Origin of the sequence: Pandoraea pulmonicola, assembly GCF_000815105.2 — a bacterium.
Lineage (GTDB): Bacteria > Pseudomonadota > Gammaproteobacteria > Burkholderiales > Burkholderiaceae > Pandoraea > Pandoraea pulmonicola.
The window spans coordinates 2018533-2036628 of the sequence record NZ_CP010310.2; the positions used below are offsets into that span (position 1 = coordinate 2018533).

Sequence of the window (18096 nt, forward strand, 5' to 3'; positions counted from 1 at the left end):
CATGGCAATCAAGAAAGACAAGGTCGATGCCGTCATCGTGGGCTTCGGCTGGACCGGGGCCATTCTCGGCCAGGAGCTCACCGACGCCGGGCTGAACGTGGTGGCGCTCGAGCGCGGCGCGATGCGCGACACGCCGACCGACGCCCAATATCCGAAGGTCATCGACGAACTCGAATACTCCGTGCGCGGCAAGCTTTTCCAGGAGCTCGCGCGCGAGACGGTCACGATCCGCCACACGCCTGACGACCTCGCCGTGCCGTACCGGCAGAACGGCTCGTTCCTGCTCGGCAACGGTGTGGGCGGCGCGGGTTTTCACTGGAACGGCATGCACTACCGGATCCTGCCCGAAGAACTCAAGCTGCGCAGCCACTACGAAGCGCGCTACGGCAAGAAGTTCATCCCCGAGGGCATGACGATTCAGGACTTCGGCGTGAGCTACGAAGAGCTCGAACCGCACTTCGACTTCGCGGAGAAGGTGTTCGGCACGTCGGGCAAGGCCGGCAATCTGAACGGCAAGATCGTGCCGGGCGGCAATCCGCGCGAAGGGGCGCGCTCGAGCGAGTACCCGACGCCGCCGCTGCAGAACACCTATGGCGCGACGCTGTTCGAGAAGGCGGCGCGCGAGGTCGGCTTCAATCCGTATCCGGCGCCCGCGGCGAACACCTCCGAGCCGTACACGAATCCGTATGGCGTGCGCCTCGGGCCGTGCAACTTCTGCGGCTTCTGCGAGAACTACGGCTGCTATATGTATTCGAAGGCCTCGCCGCAGACCACCATTCTGCCGGTGCTGCTCAAGAAACCCAATTTCGAGTTGCGCACGCACGCGTACGTCACCAAGGTCAATCTCGACAGCGACGGCAAGAAGGCGACCGGCGTGACCTACATCGATGCGCAGGGGCGCGAAGTCGAACAGCCGGCCGACATCGTCATCATGGCCGCATACCAGTTGCACAACGTGCGTTTGCTGCTGCTCTCGGGCATCGGCAAGCCGTACGATCCCAAGACTGGCGAGGGCGTCGTCGGCAAGAACTACGCCTATCAGATGAACGGCGCGATCAATGTGCTGCTGCCCAAGGGCACGCAGCTCAATCCGTTCATCGGCACGGGCGCGGGCGGGGTGTCGATGGACGATCTGAACGGCGACCAGTTCGATCACGGGCCGCTCGGTTTCATCGGCGGTGCGAGCATTCGTCACGTGCGCTACGGCGGCCGTCCCATCAAGATGACGCCGACGGTGCCCGGCACGCCATCGTGGGGCAGCAAGTGGAAGGCGGGCATTGCCGACGCGTACCAGCGCTACATGACCATCGGGATCTCCGGCTCGGTCATGTCGTATCGCGACGCCTGCCTCGATCTCGATCCGACCTATCGGGACGCGTACGGGATTCCGCTGCTGCGCATGACCTTCGACTGGCACGACAACGAATACGCCATGCTCGGCTACATGGGCGACCGGATGGAGGAGGTCGGTCGCGCGATGAACCCGGAGAAGGTGTTCCGTGCGATTCGCAAGAAGGGCACGCATTACGACACGCGGATCTATCAGAGCACGCACACGACCGGCGGCGCCATCATGGGCACGAACCCGTCGAACAGCGTGGTCAACAAGTACCTGCAGAGTTGGGATGTGTCCAACGTGTTCGTGATGGGCGCCTCCGCGTTTCCGCAGAACATGGGTTACAACCCCACGGGTGTGGTGGCGGCGCTGGCGTACTGGTCCGCGAAGGCGATTCGCGAGCAGTACCTCAAGAACGCCGGCCCGCTGGTGCAGGCTTGAGGAGCGACGCCATGATCCGCAAAACGATGATGAAACGCTCCGCCGCCGCCTTCGGGGCGGGAACGCTCGCCCTTGCGGCCTTCGCCGTGTGGGCGCAGAACGCGGCCTCGCCTTCGGCGGCTACCGTGTCGCCGGTGCCCACCCCTTCGGTGGCTGCTTTTCCCGTGAGCGCGGCGGGATCGCAGACGCCCGCCGCCAACGATCCGCAGGCGCAACTCGTCCGGCAAGGCGAATACCTCGCCCGCGCCGCCGACTGCGCGGCCTGCCATACGGCGCCCAAGGGCAAGCCGTTCGCCGGCGGCCTGCCGATCGCGTCGCCCATCGGCACGATCTATTCAACCAACATCACCCCGGACAAGGACACCGGCATCGGCAACTACAGCCTCGAGGACTTCGACAAGGCCGTGCGCCACGGCATTGCGAAGGATGGCTCGACGCTGTATCCGGCCATGCCCTACACGTCCTATGCGAAAGTGCGTCCAGCCGACGTGAAGGCGCTGTATGCCTACTTCATGAACGGCGTGCAACCGGTCGCACAGGCGAACAAGGCCACTGATATTCCATGGCCGATGTCGATGCGCTGGCCGCTGTCGATCTGGCGCAGGATGTTCGCGCCGCCGGTCGTGGCCGACGTCGCGTCGACCGACAACGATCCGGTCTCGCGTGGGCGCTACCTCGTCGAAGGGCTGGGCCACTGCAGCGCATGCCACACGCCGCGCGGCGTCGCGCTGCAGGAAAAGGCGCTGACGGACGACAGCACGGCGTTCCTCTCCGGTGGTGTGGTCGACAACTTCCTCGCGAAGAACCTGCGCGGCGATGTGACCGACGGTCTGGGCAACTGGAGCGAGGGCGACATCACGGCGTTCCTCAAGGGCGGGCGCAACGACCATTCGGCAGCCTTCGGCGGCATGTCGGACGTCGTGCGGCACAGCACGCAGCACATGAACGACGACGATCTCGCGGCCGTGGCGAAGTATCTGAAAACGCTCAAGCCCGTCGACCCGAACGCCAAGGCGCTCGCGTACGACGAGACGGCCGCCAAGGCGTTGCGTGCGGGCTCGGACAAGAGCAATGGCGCGCTCACGTTCATCGACAACTGTGCGGCATGTCACCGCAGCACGGGCAAGGGGTACACGCAGACGTTCCCGACGTTGGCGCTCAGCTCCACGGTGAACTCGGCCGATCCGACCTCGCTCATCCACATCGTGCTGCGCGGCGCGGAGATGCCGTCGACGAAGTCGGCCCCGACGCACTACGCCATGCCGGGCTTCGACGACCGTCTGACCGATCAGGACGTGGCCGATGTACTGACGTTCGTGCGCACGAGCTGGGGCAACAAGGCGCCGGCCGTGACGGCGGCGCAGGTCGCCAAGGTGCGCAAGGACGTGGGCGCCGCGCCGCAGCCGCAGCGGTGATGTGTCGTTGAGGCGTTGCTGAGGCCATACGGGCGTCGCGTCGGCATTGCGCGCGTGTGTGGTGAAATGAAGCCCCGTCGGGCTGTGCTGCCGATGGGGTTTCTCATTGGGGATTCGCGTCGCGCTGAGCGATGCGATCGAAGCGAACAACGCATGGCGAGGAGGTTGTCGTGCCATTCATTCTGCTGGCGCTCGTCGTTCTGGCGGGCATTGTCTATGGCGCGGTGCGGCTTTACGCGATTGTCGCGATGCGCTTCGGCACGCTGGCCGCCGTCGCGACGATTGCCATGTGTGTGCTCGTCGTGGCCTGGTTCGTGATGGACGCCGTGCGCCGGTATCGCGCGGTTCACGGCGTGCGGCGCGAGGGCAAGCGGCTGGTGCGCGTGGCGGGCGAATGGGGAGAGCTCGCGCTCGACGCCGATCACAAGATGGGCACGATCCGTGTCGATGGGCGCGAGACGCGCTTCGTCTTCTCCGACGTCGCGTCGGTGCATCCGGTGAGCGAGGGCGGGCGGTGGTCGCTGGTCATGACGCTTGCCCACAACACGCAGCCCGAGTGGCGCGTGCCGATGCCCGGGCGGGCGTTGGCGAAGCGCTGGACGAAGATATTCCGACTGGCCAATGCCCACCGCCTGTGACTCGCGCGCTTCCCTCGGGGCCTCCCCATGACCTTCATGCCCCTCATGCGCCTGCCGGCAGTGGCGTGCGCGCCGGGCGGACGACGCTGGCGTCATCGATTGGGAAGTGAAGTGCGGCGGCCGCGACACCCAGGATCGCGGTTGCGGCCCAGATCAGGTTGTAGGACCCGGTGACGTCGAGCACGTAGCCGCCGAGCCACGCGCCGAGGAACGAGCCGACCTGATGGCTCATGAAGCACACGCCGAAGAGTGTGCCCAGATGCTGGGTGCCGAACACTTTCGCGACCAGCCCGCTGGTGAGCGGCACCGTGCCGAGCCAGGTGAGGCCCATCACTGCCGCGAAGATCACCACGCTGGCGCTCGACTTCGGCGAGAGAAAGAAAATCGCGATGGCGGCGCCGCGAACGAGGTAGAGCCAGCCGAGCACATGATGCTGGCGGTAGCGTCCGCCCAGCCAGCCGCAAGCCCAGCTCCCCACCATGTTGAACAGACCGATCAGCGCGAGCGCTGTCGCGCCGAGGCCGATCGGCATGTGACACATCAGCAGGTAGCCGGGCAGGTGGGTGCCGATGAAAGCGAGCTGGAAGCCGCACGTAAAGAAGCCGAGCGTGAGCAACTGATAGCCGCGATGCGCGCGCGCTTCGCGCAGAACGTCGCGCAGCGACACGTGCTCGCTGTCGTTGGCCGCCGCGGTGTTGGTCGAGGTGCGAGCCGGCGGTGTTGTGGATGGCATTGTGGCGGTGGCGCCCGGCGTCTTGCCGCGGCGATGCAATGTCATCAGCAGGCCGAGCGGGGCCGCGCAGCACAGGATCAGTGCGAGCACGAAGAGCGAAGTCGAGACACCGAACGCCGAGCGCAGTCCTTGCGCGACAGGGACCAGTGCCACCTGCCCGAGCGAGCCGCCCGCGCTGACGAGCCCCATCGCCATCGTGCGCTTCTCCGGAGATACGGCGCGGCTCACGGCCGGCAGTACCACGCCGAACGTCGTGCAACTGATGCCGAGCCCGACGAGCACCCCCAGTCCGATGACGAGCCAGACGCCCGACGGTGCGAGTGCGGCCATGGCGAGTCCGCCGGCGAAGGCGAAGGCGCCGAAGGCTACCACGGGCGCTGGACCGTGGCGGTCGGCCATCGCGCCGGCGAACGGCTGTGCGAATCCCCACACCAGGTTATGCAACGCGATGGCGAAGGCGACGAGCGTCACCGGCACCCCTCGATCGTACGAGAACGGATTGATGAACAGCCCGAACGTCTGGCGCGTACCCATGGCGGCGCTCAGCACCAGCGCGCCGGCCAGGATGATCAGTGTGACGCGGCCTTGCAGCGAGGGCGATGCGGAAACTGCGGTTTTTGTCATGGCGGTGAGTCCTCCTCACCGAAGTGTCGCAACGAAAGTCCCGTCTGGCAAAGGAGTAATGCGTGAAGGCAGGTGAATTTTATTCACCTTCGATGGTGTCCGCCGAGAGCCTTGCCTGCTCGATGAGCCAGTCGCGGAAGGCGACGCATTCGGGGTGCGGCTCGATGTCGTCCGCACAGATCAGCCAGTAGGCACCCTGGGCTTGTGTGGCGACGTCGTGGGCGGGCACGAGGGCGCCGCTCGCAAAGTAGGCGTCGACCAGCGGACGTCGGGCGATCACCACGCCGAGGCCGGCCATGGCCGCGTCGAAGCCCATCTGGATACTGTCGAAGCTCAGCCCGCCGCGCGCATCGAAGTCGTCGATCGCGGCGCTCTCGATCCAGCCCTGCCAGTCTTCGCTGGCGCTGCTGACGTGAATGCGTGTGACGGTGCGCAGGTCGAGGCGCCCGTGCGCGTCGCCGTGTCTGGCGAGAAACGCGGGGCTGCAGGCGGGCACGAAACGCTCGCCGAATAGCCGGTGCCACCGATCGCTGGCGACGGGCGCGCGCGAGAGGCGGATGGCGAAGTCGAAGCCGTCCGACGGAAAGCCGACCTGGCGGCGCGAGGTGTCGACGGTGATATCGACGTTCGGCATGCGCGCCAGGAATTGATCGAGGCGCGGCAGCAGCCAGCGCGACGCGAGAGTCGGGGCGCAGGTGAGGGCGATGGCGCGCGAGGCGTCCGGCGTGGGCAGCCGGCGGGTGCCGGTGAGCAGCAGCGAGAACGCTTCGGTCACGTAGGCGAGATAGTCCACGCCTTCGGGCGTGAGCGCAAGGCCCTGCGGCGAGCGTGTGAAGAGGGCGACGCCGAGCGTCTGCTCGAGACCGACGATGCCGTGGCTGACGGCGCTCGGCGTGAGGTGCAGCTCGGCGGCGGCGCGTTTGAAACTCTGATGGCGGCCGGCGGCTTCGAACAGTCGCAGGGCGGAGAGCGGTGGCAGACGGGGCGGCATCGGGGTGAGTGTCGAGCGTTCGGGTGAGCGTGGCGCCGGGGTCGATAGCGTCGTTCGAATGCCGTCGATTCTCGCATGATGCCGGGCATTTTACCGCCGAGTGTTCACAGGGCCTCCGACATGCGGGAGGCGGCGCGGCACGACAGCGACATCGCTCCGACAACGTCGGCGCGCCCGCATCCTTGCCCGAGGTTGTGCTTCGACCGTCTGCGCGGGAACTGTCATGGCTGGCGGCCGGTACAGGCCCGTCCGTTTTTGGCGAACTGTACCGGGATTCGTCTGGGGAGCCTGCCTATGCTGTGACTCCGCGCACGCTGGGCGTCTGCATGGATGCGACGCCGGCGCGGCCTGATGCCATTCGACCATGTCTACTGAACAACTGCTCGCTTTCTGCGCTTTCGCCGTCATCACGCTTGTGACGCCGGGGCCGAACAATATGATGATTCTCACGTCGGGCCTGAACTACGGGTTCGTGCGCACGCTGCCGCATTTGGCGGGCATTGCGTTCGGTTTCGCGCTGATGGTCTTTCTGACGGGCACGGGGTTGCACTCGGTCTTCGTTCGTTTTCCCGTGATTCACACGGTGCTGAAGTATGTCGGCGCGGCGTATTTGCTGTGGTTGGCGTGGCATCTGGCGCGCTCGGGGCCGATCGACGGGGAGCGCGGCGGGCGCGAGCGTCCGATGCGTTTTCTGGGCGCGGCGGCATTCCAGTGGGTCAATCCGAAGGCATGGGTGATGGCGGTGGGCGCGATCAGCACGTATTTGCCGAATGCGTCGCATCTGCCGGACGTGATGCTGCTCGCGCTGATCTACGGCATCCTGTGTGCGCCGTGCATCGGCCTGTGGGCCGGCTTCGGGGTGGCGATGCGTCGCGTGCTGACCGATGCGCGTTCGGTTCGCATTTTCAACGGCGTCGCGGCGGCGTTGCTCGTGGCGTCGCTGTATCCGATCGTGGTGGATTGATCGGGCGTGGCGGTTGACGCGCGACGATCTTCGCGTGAAAGATCGCCGCTTTTTTCATTCCGGATCGGATGGCAAACGCGAGAAGACGTGGAAGTTGCCCGGCACGCCTCTGACCATTCGGTACGCTCGCAGGCATCCTTCCTGGCGATAGCCGCACGCGCGCAGGACGGCGGCCGATCTGAGGTTGCTCTCCAGCGTCACGCCCTGAATTCGAACCCAGCCATTCGCGTCGAATGCCCAATGGGTCATTGCTGCACATATGGCCTTGGCGATCCCTTTCCCCCAATGCGAGGGTGAGAGGTCGTAGGCGATTTCAGCACTCCGATTGGTTGCCGAAACACTATGAAAGCCGACCGTGCCGATCAGCGTGTTCGACGCAACGTCCATCACGGCCAACCGGCGGATGGACTCGGCGGCATCCGACGCGAGCGATTCGAACATCGGCAATAGATCCTCAGCCGCATTCAGATTCCAGCTCGTGTGCTCGACCACACTGGGTAGCCGCAGATAGGCGTACCACGCGTCGAGGTCGGCGCGCTCCAACTGGCGCAGTTGTATGCCGGGCAAGGTCACGTGCGGAGGATTGAAGATGCGCATGGCGGCTTGGCAGGAAGTGAGTCGGTCGCGTAATGATGCACCGCCAGCACATTATTGAAAAGAAATCACAACCAGTGGCCGTCCTGAACCCGTGTCGACCCATTTATTCAAACAATCGGAGTAATTGCAGGTCGCGCCGGAAACCTCGCCTGGGCTGCCAGTATTGGAGTCCACAATACTTGTCTGCCACGTGCCCGCATTTTCCTGGTATTTGGAATGGAGCCATTGGGCAGTGGTTTTCGGCCCACCGGAAGCCTGGATATTCCAAGTCACAGACTTATCTGCGTTGTTGCAATCGAATCCACTATTCCGATCGTCCAAATTGATTTGATAAGCCGTGCCTACGGGAACAGAAACTTTTTCGTTGCCGGGGCCGTACATGCATTGATAGTTCCCGCGGGTAATGGTCAGGTCATAACTACCAGAGCAATTCCAGAATGTTACGTCATGATATTGTTCTTTATTCTGGGTGGTGGCCTTCTCGGAACTACGTGATTGGAGGGGGAGGGTGGAGGTACACGAAATCCATCCATCTTTTCGCGCACTTGAACCTGTCCCATCTTCCTTTGCGGTCTGTTGCGATTTGACCGTGCCATTGACTGGTTTCTCCGCTTGCGCCGGAGTCAGAAAAATACTTGGCGCGAGCAATGAGATTATTATCCGCGCCGCGCCCAGCAGTCGATTCCCGTTGTGGCGTCTATTTTGACGTTTCCAGCAAGTGGGCACGGATATGTATTCCTCAAAAATCTCATCGCTGGTTCGACTCGCATCAAAACTGGGTCGTGCCATTTTTTGCTTCTCCATCGCAAGGTTGGTCGAAAGGGTACCGTCATCCGTTCAACGACACGGACCCCGTGTTGGCGCGAGTGGGCTTGTCACCGGATCGGTTGGCGGTACGACCCCATATCGCTCATTCATGCAGAAATTCACGAAGAATCTGCAAAAGACGCTCGGGCTGCTCGAGGGGACTTGGGTGCCCGCCCGGGATCTCGACGAACCGCGCGCCGAGTTTCGCCGCCAGCGCCTGCCCTTCACGCGGTGGGGTCAGCAAGTCTTCCGTTGCGGACACGACCAATGTAGCGTCGTGATGCGGAGGCATGCTGCCTACGCCTTCACCGAACGTCCTGAGGGCTGCCAATTGACGTCCCTGGTCTTCGAGGGTCTGAGGCGCCGGGTTCTGTCGAAGTGCTGCCTTGAAATTCTCGATGTTCTTCGGCTCCGAAAGCCATGCGAACCCCGATAGCAGGCGGAGACTGGCGTCAATCAGGAAATCGAAGTCGACATTCGCTCGTCGAAGCGCCAGCAGATCTTCAAGCAACATCAGCGTTGCCTGACTGAAAGTTTGCGTCGAGTTCAGGATTGCACACTTGCCGATCAGATCCGGATGCCGTGCCAGCAATATTTGCGCGATTGCTCCTCCCATGGATTGGGCGACAACGGCGGGCCGGGGCAGTTGCAAATATCGAATGAGTTGCGCGGTATCCGAGGCCATGGTTTCAACGGAAAACGATTTTCCGCTGTCTTTTGTGCGTCCGATCCCACGATTGTCGAACGTCACGACCTGAAAGCGCTTTGCGAGCTCGGGAACCATGGAGTCCCAGAACGTATGGTCGCAGGTATACCCTGCGATAAGGAGAAGCGGTGGCCCGCTGCCACGCATCTCATAGTGCATTTCCAGATCGTCCAGCCTGATGACATTCATGGTTGCTCCTTTGTCCCGGCTCATATCCTGTGGAAACGGATCGGCAACGCAGGACGGAAACGACTCGAGTTGATTTCGCGTTAATTCGCCTTGATGAGAACGCCTTCTATGTAGGTTCTGGTGGGATTGCATACGACCTCGACCGTGAACCCGGCCATGATGGCGACGTTCAGCATGTTGAGCAGGATTCTCCTGTTCTCAGGCGTAAAGGTGGGGTCGAATATGTAGGGAGAGGATGGATATTCCAGCAGTGAAAAGTAAGGCTGCGCGCCCATGAAACTGATGGTGGATATGTGCCCGGTATTCGATACGCAGTCAGCGCTGGCGACTTGGGACGCGGCCATCAGAATCACGGATGCGGCAAAGAGAATGGCTTTCTTTTTCATTCTGCTGCTCCAAAGTTATTGTATGGCGTGTCGTATCCGCTGAATGATTTGGGGCATCTCCACATCGCGTTGGCGCAAGGAATGCGTGGGGCCAATTGACAGACGCGTCAAATTTCGTCATCCATAGCTGTCGTCGCCATCGCCATCGTGGATGTAAGGCGGTTTGATGCAGAGCAGCAGGGATCCACATGTCGCCTGTTGCGTGCGCATCAGGGTTTGGACGGCATCGCCTTCTTCGGGCGTTACCTCGATGTAATCGTTGGTCAGCAATGTCTGGCTGGGATCGGGGACAAAATACTCGTCGGGTATATCCCCCATGTTGTTGACGAACGCAAACATCGTTCGAAGGTAGTAAAACAGGTTTCCTATCATGATGGGCGTTCTTAGCTGATTGTCCTGTACCTGGACTTCAACGAAGAAGTGGCTGCGCGCCTGGGTATGTGCGAGACCCAGAGCGTGGCCCAGTTCATGCTTTGCGATCCTTTTCACTATGAAACTAAGCAACCCCTGAATCGTTTGGTCCCTCAGGAACTGCAACGCCAGGGTGGCTTCGTGTCCGCCGAGATAATTTTGGAACTGATTGCTGTAGAACGTAATGGTGGTAGGAAGGCCGTTATGCGTCGGAATGGTGCCCGCCAGAACCGTGGATGTCGACGCTGACGGAGGATCCGTGGCGGTCGCAATGACGACATTGGCTTGAGCACGGTTGGTGACCCTCGTCAGCGACAGATTGCTCGTGCTTAGCGCAGCGCGCCACTCGCTGACGGCTTCCTCGATCACGCTGTTCCAGTCCACGCTATATGGAACGTTGTTGATCACGACCGTCATGAGCGCGGAATTGGGATCGATAAAATACCGTACAGTGCCGCCATATTCGGTCATTGGGTTGAATATGTGGCCGGGATTAGTCAGGCTGTTGGTGAAGGCGATGGGCATCTGCACCGCGGTGGCGGGAGTGGCGAAGAAAATAGCGACCAACAGCGATAGCAGAAACCTCATGTTCGTCCACCATTGAAATTAATCACGTGTATTGGCCTGGATTAAAACTGACAGTCGTCGGTTTTCTCCTGGGGCGCGGTGGTCGAGCTGGTGCTCGATGACGCTCAATTGCTGGTTGGGATTGATCGTTTCGCCTTTTTGCATCGATATTGTCGGTGCATATTCTCTGCGTAAAGGCGAGTCTATCCGAGTGGAAAGCTCAGTGATCCTATCAATGCTGATAGTTGAGTCTGTCGGGAAGTGTGCTGCGGCTGAATGCAAGTTGACCTGGCGTCGGGCTGCGCGCGCAGGATGTCGTGAGCGAATTGTGCTATTAGCCAGCGGGGCAGCAAGCTATGATCGGTTCCAGCGCCGACTTTGTATGTTTTACAGAGTTCGGTGCTTTGCCGAACGGGCGCCCTCCCACATGCGGGGCGTCGGTAAAGTGACGAAGTGTCTCCCTGCCAATCTATCGAATAGAAATCGAGGTGCCGACATGTTGCCAATTTCAGGAAGTGCAGCCTCTTCTGCCCAATTCGCTGCCGTTTCAGCCACGGCGAGCGCAGGACCTCGCGGGCAGCAGACGGGGATGGCGACCGATGTTGCCACGGTATCTTCCGGTGCGTCGCCATCCCTAATCCCGATCGACTACAACAGCTATCGTTCGACCGTCAGCTACGACAGTCGCGTGCGTTTTTTGGTCATGCACTACACGGCCCAGAATTTCAAGGATTCGATCCAATCGCTAGCGAGCGAAAAGTCGAAAGTCAGCGCGCATTATCTGGTTCCCGATCCGACCGATCCTTCATATCGAGACTCCGGGCGCACCGCCGTTCAGATCTTCAGCCTTGTGGACGAATCCAGCCGTGCGTGGCATGCGGGCGTCAGCGTATGGGCCGATCGCACCAACCTCAACGACAGTTCGATCGGCATCGAGCACGTGAATCTCGCGACAAGCGATAGCTCCGGCGAGATCCACTTTCCGCCCTACAATCCGGAACAACTGGAGGCGACCCGTCAACTGGCGCAGAACATCCTTCAGCGGTATCCCAACATCACCCCCACTCGTGTGGTCGGTCATTCGGACATTGCCATCGGACGCAAAAGCGACCCCGGCCCTTGCTTCCCATGGAAGGCGCTTCACGATTCGGGCATTGGCGCGTGGTACGACGAAGCGACCAAACAGAAATATACCGATCTCTTTAAGTCGCAAGGCGTGCCGCCCATTTGGGACGTCATGCAAAAATTCCGCGCTTATGGCTACGATACGTCGGTCGGGGTCGGTGATCCGCCTCTCGAATTCTCACAACTCGTCCGTGCATTTCAGCTTCATTTCCGCCCCGGCAATTATGACGGCAACCTGGACGTCGATACAGCGGCCACGCTGTACGCATTGGTCGAGAAGTACTTCCCTGACGCGGCAAAAGGGGCGTCGTGGAGTCCGGATGCCTGACGTTCGGCGCGTCTGATCAAATTGCCGGTTCGTTGTGCTGCGCCAGATCAACCGTCAATAAATACGAACTCGCGTCCCAGCCGGTGATTCAGATCGGTGCGCGCCCGTTCAAGGGTCTGTCGTAGTTTGGCCGGCATTTGCGACAGATCCTTGCGAGCGAAGTGAATTTCCTTTACGTCTCGATGCAGGACGATCCGGGCGTACACCTGTGCGTCGATGTAGTTATTCCAACCGCCATATCCATAGTTGCGATGGATTGGAATATCCTCGGCGCAAGCCTTTGCCTTGAGGCTTTTCAAACAGCTGTAGCCCCAAAGATCATCCTGGCAGTGGGCGATCAACGTTTCAAGATGGAAAAACGTGGACAGTTCATGCGGGTGAACGTTGGCATGTCGCAGCCTCAGTGCAAACGTGTCGACGGGGCAGTACGAGCATACATGCTTAAAGTGGTCGTGCAAGACGAGGAACGAGTGTCCATAAGTCGGCGCCCCGCCATTCGGTCCGTGTAGAAAGTCCAGCGCCGCATAGCAGGGTCGGCTGGTCCACTGAAAGTCCCGTGCCGGCCCGGCTCCGAAAACGACCGAGTCGTACCGACCGAACTCGGCGTATGGCTGTTTTCCCCGGAGCAATTCTCCCAGGCCCAGCACGTATTCTTCCATGTGCGCCCGTCCAGCGTTGGAGCCTTGTGGTGCGCCAGGTTTTTCACGAAACGCGAAACAATTCACCACCTCGTCGGCAATACGAGTGCTGGAAGACTGTTCAATCTGCACAGGATTGAAGTTGATGGTCAACCTCGCCTCCCGTAGCACTTGAAGCATCCCGTTGAGCAAGTGCTCGTCCCCACCAGCCCGTGCCAATGCTCGTTGCCTATCGACCTCGGCGCACTTTTCGCAGCGCGTGAAGATATCTTGCAACACCCGGGTGCGGAACAATTGTCCATAAATCAACTTGCGCTCTCGATCGCCATGGCGCGATGCAACGCTGTGTCGTCAGCCAGAGGCGCTTCCAATGACGTTCTGCCTTGATTTCCGCTGGACACCATGGCCTTGTCGCCAGCCACCCCGTGCGCGGAGATCTCGGTCGCCTGGGTTTGCCGCACCTCGTGCAAATCCCGGGCAAGAGATGGGAGCCAGGCCGATGCCGGGCGAACTGCTGGCATTGGGACCGCCGCTCTGTAGTGGTTGAGGTGGCTGGTGTTGTAATTTGGAGCGACAGGCATACAGGTCAAGGACAACGAGGTGAAGTATCGGCGGAGCCGCGCGCGGACGAAACGGTCTGGGCGTGGAGGGCGAAACTGCCACGGTCGGCATCGGGGCGGCCGGTATCTGCCGGGGTTGAGCAAACGCCGTGAACAGCGCGGGAACGCCACAGCCTGCCAGCGCTCTGGCGACAGGCGTGGTCACTGTGGACTTTTTGGTTCGGAGACGGTGCGGTCTTGGGAGCCTTGTCGTTCACATAGGCTGCGCGCCAGCCTTGCGGAGCCGGTTTTCGGCGACTGGGGTCAAGCGGCCGTCTGCACGAAGGTAATTTTTCAGTGCCGTCGCCGGAACCTTGTCCTGCCTGGCCACGGCATTGAGCCCCCCCGCGGCCTCGATGCCCGCCTGGCCGAGAGCTTTCCACTTCCGCAACATGGCGGCGGTGACCTTCATTTTCCCGCTTGGGTTGAGTCGGTCTTCGCCGCGCTGGGTCAGGCGGCCGTCGGCATGGAGGTAGTGTTTCAGCGCCCCAGCCGGGACATTGGCCCGCCTGGCGATACCGTTGAGCCCATCCGCCGCCTCAATCCCTGCTTGGCCGAGCGCTTCCCACTTCCGCAACATGGCATTGGTGATCTTTGTTTTCCCGGCTGGGTTGAGCCGGTCCTCGCCGATCTGGGTCAGGCGGCCGTCTGCACGAAGGTAACTTTTTATTGCCCCAGCCGGGACATTGTGCCGCCTGGCCAGACCGCTCAGCCCACCCGCGGCCGCGATCCCCGCCTGACCGAGGTCCTTCCACTTTCGCAACATGGCGTTGGTGATCTGCACATTCCTGCGCGAGGCGAGCCGATCTTCGCCGAGCTGGGTCAGGTCGCCGTCTTCACGAAGGTAACTTCTCAGCGTCCCGACCGGGACGTTGTCCCGTCTGGCCACGGCATCGAGCCCACCCACGGCCTTAATCCCGGCTCTGCCGAGTTCCTTCCACGCCTGCAACATGGCGTAGGTGATGTTCGTTTTCCCGCCTGGGTTGAGTCGGCCTTCGCCGCTGTGGGTCAGGCTGCCGTCTGCACGAAAACAGTGTCTCAGTGCCGCAACCGAGACATTGTTCCGCTTGGCCAGACCCTCGAGCCCCCCCGCGGCCTTAATCCCCGCTCGATCGAGGTTCTTCAATGACTGCAACAGGGCGTCGGTGATCTTCGCTTTCTCGCGCGGGTTGAGCCGGTCTTCACCGAGCTGGGTCAGGCGGCCGTCTACACGGAGGTAATTTCTCACTGTCCCAGGCGGGAGGTTGTTCTGCCTGGCCAGACCGCTGAGTCCGCCCGCGGCGCAAATCCCGGCTTTGCCGAGGTTCTTCCACGACTGCAACATGGCGGCGGTGACCTTCGCTTTCCCGCCCGACGCACCAGTCTCTTTTCGAGGGATTTTGGCTGGGGGCGGCATTGAAACAGCATCTTCTCTATCGCTTGCGTCCTCGGGTGCGGAACGCTTTTCCGGTCCACTGTTCGAGGTGATTCTTCGTGTTGCGAGGGAATGCGGTCGTTGGGTCGAGCTCGACGGCATGTCGAGTCGCTCATCGGCCTGACGCACCACCCGCACATTGGCAGCGAGCGCAGTAGGCGGCTGTGCATTCTGTTGAGGCTGCGCCGACGTTGACGCAGTCACTGGCGGATGGGAGCACGGGGCTCCAATGCTGGAAACTTGAGGCATGGCTTCACATGAGAGAACTTCTTGCGAACGCCTTTTACTGTCGCATGGTCTCGCCATCTGCGCTTGCATGAATCGCTCAGTGCGCGGCGTGCTCGGCCGGATGGGGCAGTGCGCTGCTCCACCGTCCGATGCGAAATGACGATGAAATCAGGGCGCGTCAATCATGAGAATGATCACCCGCCCGTTGCTGGCTTTGAACGATGCCGATGCTGTCACCGGTTGGCCGTGCCCAAGATCCGGTCCATGAGCGCCTCCTCGCCCTGCTTGCGCAAGAACTCTCGAGTGAGCGCTTCATAGACCGCCAACTGCTGTCTCTTCATGAGGTCGACTCCGACCTGCGCCTGCGTCTCGTAGTCTTCCGGCAGCCCGAGACTGACTAGCCGCCCCGCCGTTCCTTGCTCATATTCGGGGAGCATGTCCTGCAATTTTTGACGCGTGCGCTCGATCTCCTCCGGGGCCAGCCGGCCCAGCACCTGCTGCCAAGGCTCCCATTCGACCAGGAAATACTGGGGGAACTCCGCCCGCTCTCGGGCGAGAACTTCCTCCTCGGCGTCCTTCAGATCCTGTGGGGTCACACCGGAGAGCTTAAAGTAGCGCATGTTCGCGATGTCAGTGGGTAATTTCAGCGGTTCGCGCAAATGCACCTGATAGGCTAGATGGACTTCGATTTCCTCGACCAGCCGTAACGCCTGAGCCTTCTTGCGAGCGATACTTTCCAGGGCATCCAGACGAAATGTGCCGCGCCCGCGCTCGATGACCTCATCGAGCCTGTTGTCGTAATCGCCACGGCTGACGGCGTGGGCTTCACTGAGTTTCGTCAGGTTGTTATACGTTAGCGCGATCCGGTCCTCGCAGGACGTGGTGGCCTCCTGGACAGCCTGGAAGACCAGCCGGAGAAGCTCTTTATCCTGGATGACCTTGGACAACCACTTGGCGACAGCCGTCTTGAAGTCGACGTTGTCGTTGACGGGAAGTTCTTTCAAACGGTCCAGAAAACGGGAAAACTCTGCGGCGTGCGCTTCTCCGCTGTGCACCTGCCATTGGCCCACCTGCGCCTCTTCATTGTTGCTGAACCAGTCTTGAACCGTTTTGTAGAGGGGGCGCGTTGCTGCATCGTTCGCGCCGAAAGTCGCCATGGAGAAGTAGATTCGAGGCCCGCTATACCCCGGCGCAGACGTGACCTCCTGCAGCCATTGCAGGGCGGCGGCCGAGATTGGGTTGCCATCGATAATTACTGTGCCATCGCACGGCATGCTCAAAACGCTTGGCGGTAGGTGGGGCAACTGGTTATTGGCCGCCCAGAGGTCCGTGAGACTTACGGGCAGGTCTGGCAGCCGGGTCAACTGATTGGAAATGACATTGAGCACCGTGAGGCCCGGTGGCAATGCCGGCAGCCGGGGTAGCTTATTGTCGTGTACAGCAAGCATCGTGAGGTTCGCGGGCAAGGTCGGCAGGTGGTTCAACTCGTTGCCGGTTGCGTCGAGATTTTCGAGACTCGCGGGCAAGGTTGGCAGGTGGGACAACTGGTTGAATCGAGCGTTAAGCGTTACGAGACCGCTGGGCAAATCCGGAAGGCTGCGCAAACCTAGACGTTGTAAATCGAGTTTGCCATTCGCCATGTTGAGAATCCTGTCCTTCACGATCGCGCGGCCTTTGTCGTTCGGCGGCGCGATAGCCACCCATGCGCATAGGGCAGACCGGTAGAGTTCATCTACGCTGTTGCCATCCACCCCATGGTGCTCGGGTAAGCCCCCGATCAGTTCGCTCAGCAGTGGGCACGCGTCCACGCCTCTGTCCAGCGTGGCGAGCACGTCATGAGCAAGCTGCACATGCACCGGGGAGGGATCGGTGGATTGGCCATCGGGCGCATTTTCCGAGCAAAGGCTTGCGAGAGCGTCAGCCAATGCCTCGGCGTCTTCGCCTTCACTGCATGAGCGCTCCAAGTGCTGCGTCAGGTCGCGGCGCAGCGGCTCCATGTCGGCACCACCCCTCCGGTTGAACTGGCGATGGCTCCAGGCGAGCGCGGCCAATATTGCGGTGCAGCGCTGCTCGTGACCCCAGTCATCGCGCTGGCCCACATATTCGAGGACCAATCTTCTTGCTTCATCGACTTGCAGGGACGAGTAGGGCGGCGCGTTTAACGGCTGAGTCAGCGCGGTCAGCGAAGGTGATCCAGTTGGTGTGATTGGCATCGTGGATGAAATGGCAATGGAGGAGGGCATAGCCCCCGGTTCCCGGAAAAATGGGCCGCCTGTGTCAGGTCACTCTGGCATCGCTTCCACGGTGCTTGCAGTCGGCTTGGCGTGCGCTGACGGGGTGCCTGCGTACAGCCATCACCCCGCAGGATGAGCGTATGTTGGACGATAGGCCGCATAGGCGGCTATCAAAAAACGAGCGTCGGGACGGCATCACGCTGGACGCGGCGCACATCTCCGCCAGGGCCGCGAGGAGGCGCTATGTGGTGGGGCATATGGGGAGCGTGCTCCGTCGTGGAGGTTCTAAGTCGACGAGCCCGCGACCCTGCTCGGCGAGGACACATGGGAAATACGCCTGCGCGAGAGCGATGTCCATGCAAGGGAGCTTGCTGTTTGCCGCGACGCGATGGCGCAGGTTGATTGGGAGGCGCCCTACGCAACCGCAGTCCTCGGCCATATCAAATGTACAAGCTGTGCGTCTGAGCTTGTACATCCGATAGAAACAGCAGTTCGATATCGATCAGACCTGATCTTCGAATGTGTTGCATGTGGAGACCATTCGCCATTCGAAGGTGTCATCGATGATGCTATTTCCGATGCGTTTTGCGGCGAAAGCTATATCGCGATGACTGACGGAGGGGAGCAACCATTGGAGAGGTGTCCATAGTGCTACTAGGATGCCTTCCTCGTTGAATCAGGCCAGTGCATCATTTGCGATGGAAAATTGACGCATGTTCAGTGCC

At 61.3% G+C, this 18096-nt stretch carries 15 protein-coding genes; 5 read left to right on the plus strand and 10 right to left on the minus strand.

Features of this window, described 5'->3' with window-relative positions:
- Window position 1: 1 nt before the first annotated feature.
- The 3 genes from RO07_RS08825 (at window position 2) to RO07_RS08835 (ending at window position 3830) form a co-directional block, all read left to right on the plus strand.
- Complete coding sequence (locus tag RO07_RS08825; protein WP_039409916.1) at window positions 2–1777, plus strand: GMC family oxidoreductase; 1776 nt, start codon at window positions 2–4, stop codon at window positions 1775–1777.
- Between the two features lie 11 nt (window positions 1778–1788).
- Window positions 1789–3192: a c-type cytochrome gene (locus tag RO07_RS08830; protein ID WP_237171407.1), complete on the plus strand. Its 1404-nt coding sequence runs from the start codon at window positions 1789–1791 to the stop codon at window positions 3190–3192.
- A gap of 170 nt (window positions 3193–3362) precedes the next feature.
- Window positions 3363–3830: a hypothetical protein gene (locus RO07_RS08835; RefSeq protein WP_039414808.1), complete on the plus strand. Its 468-nt coding sequence runs from the start codon at window positions 3363–3365 to the stop codon at window positions 3828–3830.
- A 43-nt stretch (window positions 3831–3873) separates the two neighbouring features.
- Here RO07_RS08835 and RO07_RS08840 read toward each other — a convergent pair whose 3' ends face one another.
- Together RO07_RS08840 and RO07_RS08845 are read right to left on the minus strand one after the other, a co-directional pair.
- On the minus strand, window positions 3874–5187 hold the full coding sequence (locus RO07_RS08840) for an MFS transporter (protein ID WP_039409919.1): 1314 nt from the start codon (window positions 5185–5187) through the stop codon (window positions 3874–3876).
- Between the two features lie 79 nt (window positions 5188–5266).
- Window positions 5267–6178: a LysR substrate-binding domain-containing protein gene (locus tag RO07_RS08845; protein WP_039409922.1), complete on the minus strand. Its 912-nt coding sequence runs from the start codon at window positions 6176–6178 to the stop codon at window positions 5267–5269.
- Between the two features lie 364 nt (window positions 6179–6542).
- Here RO07_RS08845 and RO07_RS08850 point away from each other — a divergent pair, with 364 nt between their 5' ends.
- Window positions 6543–7142 carry a LysE family translocator gene (locus tag RO07_RS08850; RefSeq protein ID WP_039409924.1) on the plus strand — a complete coding sequence of 200 codons (600 nt, stop codon included), beginning with the start codon at window positions 6543–6545 and terminating at the stop codon, window positions 7140–7142.
- Window positions 7143–7196: 54 nt separating this feature from the next.
- Here the strand turns inward: RO07_RS08850 and RO07_RS08855 are convergent, their stop codons facing one another.
- The 5 genes from RO07_RS08855 to RO07_RS08870 all read right to left on the minus strand — a co-directional run bounded on the left by RO07_RS08855 (window position 7197) and on the right by RO07_RS08870 (window position 10826).
- On the minus strand, window positions 7197–7739 hold the full coding sequence (locus RO07_RS08855; RefSeq protein WP_039409927.1) for a GNAT family N-acetyltransferase: 543 nt from the start codon (window positions 7737–7739) through the stop codon (window positions 7197–7199).
- Window positions 7740–7790: 51 nt separating this feature from the next.
- The gene (locus RO07_RS25865; protein WP_147284523.1) at window positions 7791–8528 is read right to left on the minus strand and encodes a hypothetical protein; all 738 of its coding nucleotides are present in this window, start codon (window positions 8526–8528) and stop codon (window positions 7791–7793) included.
- Window positions 8529–8649: 121 nt separating this feature from the next.
- Window positions 8650–9441, minus strand: coding sequence for an alpha/beta fold hydrolase (locus RO07_RS08860; protein WP_039409929.1), 792 nt, complete (start codon window positions 9439–9441; stop codon window positions 8650–8652).
- 80 nt (window positions 9442–9521) lie between these two features.
- On the minus strand, window positions 9522–9827 hold the full coding sequence (locus RO07_RS25870; RefSeq protein ID WP_039409932.1) for a hypothetical protein: 306 nt from the start codon (window positions 9825–9827) through the stop codon (window positions 9522–9524).
- A gap of 117 nt (window positions 9828–9944) precedes the next feature.
- Window positions 9945–10826, minus strand: coding sequence for a zinc metalloprotease (locus RO07_RS08870; protein WP_039409935.1), 882 nt, complete (start codon window positions 10824–10826; stop codon window positions 9945–9947).
- 568 nt (window positions 10827–11394) lie between these two features.
- Between RO07_RS08870 and RO07_RS08875 the strand changes: the two genes are divergently transcribed.
- On the plus strand, window positions 11395–12258 hold the full coding sequence (locus RO07_RS08875; RefSeq protein WP_052267141.1) for an N-acetylmuramoyl-L-alanine amidase: 864 nt from the start codon (window positions 11395–11397) through the stop codon (window positions 12256–12258).
- Between the two features lie 47 nt (window positions 12259–12305).
- Here the strand turns inward: RO07_RS08875 and RO07_RS08880 are convergent, their stop codons facing one another.
- From RO07_RS08880 to RO07_RS08890, 3 genes are all read right to left on the minus strand, one after another.
- Window positions 12306–13205, minus strand: coding sequence for a DUF3626 domain-containing protein (locus RO07_RS08880; RefSeq protein ID WP_052267142.1), 900 nt, complete (start codon window positions 13203–13205; stop codon window positions 12306–12308).
- A 504-nt stretch (window positions 13206–13709) separates the two neighbouring features.
- Window positions 13710–14819: a hypothetical protein gene (locus RO07_RS08885; RefSeq protein ID WP_039409938.1), complete on the minus strand. Its 1110-nt coding sequence runs from the start codon at window positions 14817–14819 to the stop codon at window positions 13710–13712.
- 551 nt (window positions 14820–15370) lie between these two features.
- On the minus strand, window positions 15371–17380 hold the full coding sequence (locus tag RO07_RS08890; RefSeq protein ID WP_084072525.1) for an NEL-type E3 ubiquitin ligase domain-containing protein: 2010 nt from the start codon (window positions 17378–17380) through the stop codon (window positions 15371–15373).
- Between the last annotated feature and the right edge of the window lie 716 nt (window positions 17381–18096).

Excerpts from the sequence above, each read along its gene's own strand:
- RO07_RS08825 (WP_039409916.1), top strand. The coding sequence starts at position 2 with ATGGCAATCAAGAAAGACAAGGTCGATGCCGTCATCGTGGGCTTCGGC.
- RO07_RS08830 (WP_237171407.1), top strand. The coding sequence starts at position 1,789 with ATGATCCGCAAAACGATGATGAAACGCTCCGCCGCCGCCTTCGGGGCG.
- RO07_RS08840 (WP_039409919.1), bottom strand. The coding sequence starts at position 5,187 with ATGACAAAAACCGCAGTTTCCGCATCGCCCTCGCTGCAAGGCCGCGTC.
- RO07_RS08845 (WP_039409922.1), bottom strand. The coding sequence starts at position 6,178 with ATGCCGCCCCGTCTGCCACCGCTCTCCGCCCTGCGACTGTTCGAAGCC.
- RO07_RS08850 (WP_039409924.1), top strand. The coding sequence starts at position 6,543 with ATGTCTACTGAACAACTGCTCGCTTTCTGCGCTTTCGCCGTCATCACG.
- RO07_RS08855 (WP_039409927.1), bottom strand. The coding sequence starts at position 7,739 with ATGCGCATCTTCAATCCTCCGCACGTGACCTTGCCCGGCATACAACTG.
- RO07_RS25865 (WP_147284523.1), bottom strand. The coding sequence starts at position 8,528 with ATGGCACGACCCAGTTTTGATGCGAGTCGAACCAGCGATGAGATTTTT.
- RO07_RS08860 (WP_039409929.1), bottom strand. The coding sequence starts at position 9,441 with ATGAATGTCATCAGGCTGGACGATCTGGAAATGCACTATGAGATGCGT.
- RO07_RS25870 (WP_039409932.1), bottom strand. The coding sequence starts at position 9,827 with ATGAAAAAGAAAGCCATTCTCTTTGCCGCATCCGTGATTCTGATGGCC.
- RO07_RS08870 (WP_039409935.1), bottom strand. The coding sequence starts at position 10,826 with ATGAGGTTTCTGCTATCGCTGTTGGTCGCTATTTTCTTCGCCACTCCC.
- RO07_RS08875 (WP_052267141.1), top strand. The coding sequence starts at position 11,395 with ATGGCGACCGATGTTGCCACGGTATCTTCCGGTGCGTCGCCATCCCTA.
- RO07_RS08885 (WP_039409938.1), bottom strand. The coding sequence starts at position 14,819 with ATGTTGCAGTCGTGGAAGAACCTCGGCAAAGCCGGGATTTGCGCCGCG.
- RO07_RS08890 (WP_084072525.1), bottom strand. The coding sequence starts at position 17,380 with ATGCCCTCCTCCATTGCCATTTCATCCACGATGCCAATCACACCAACT.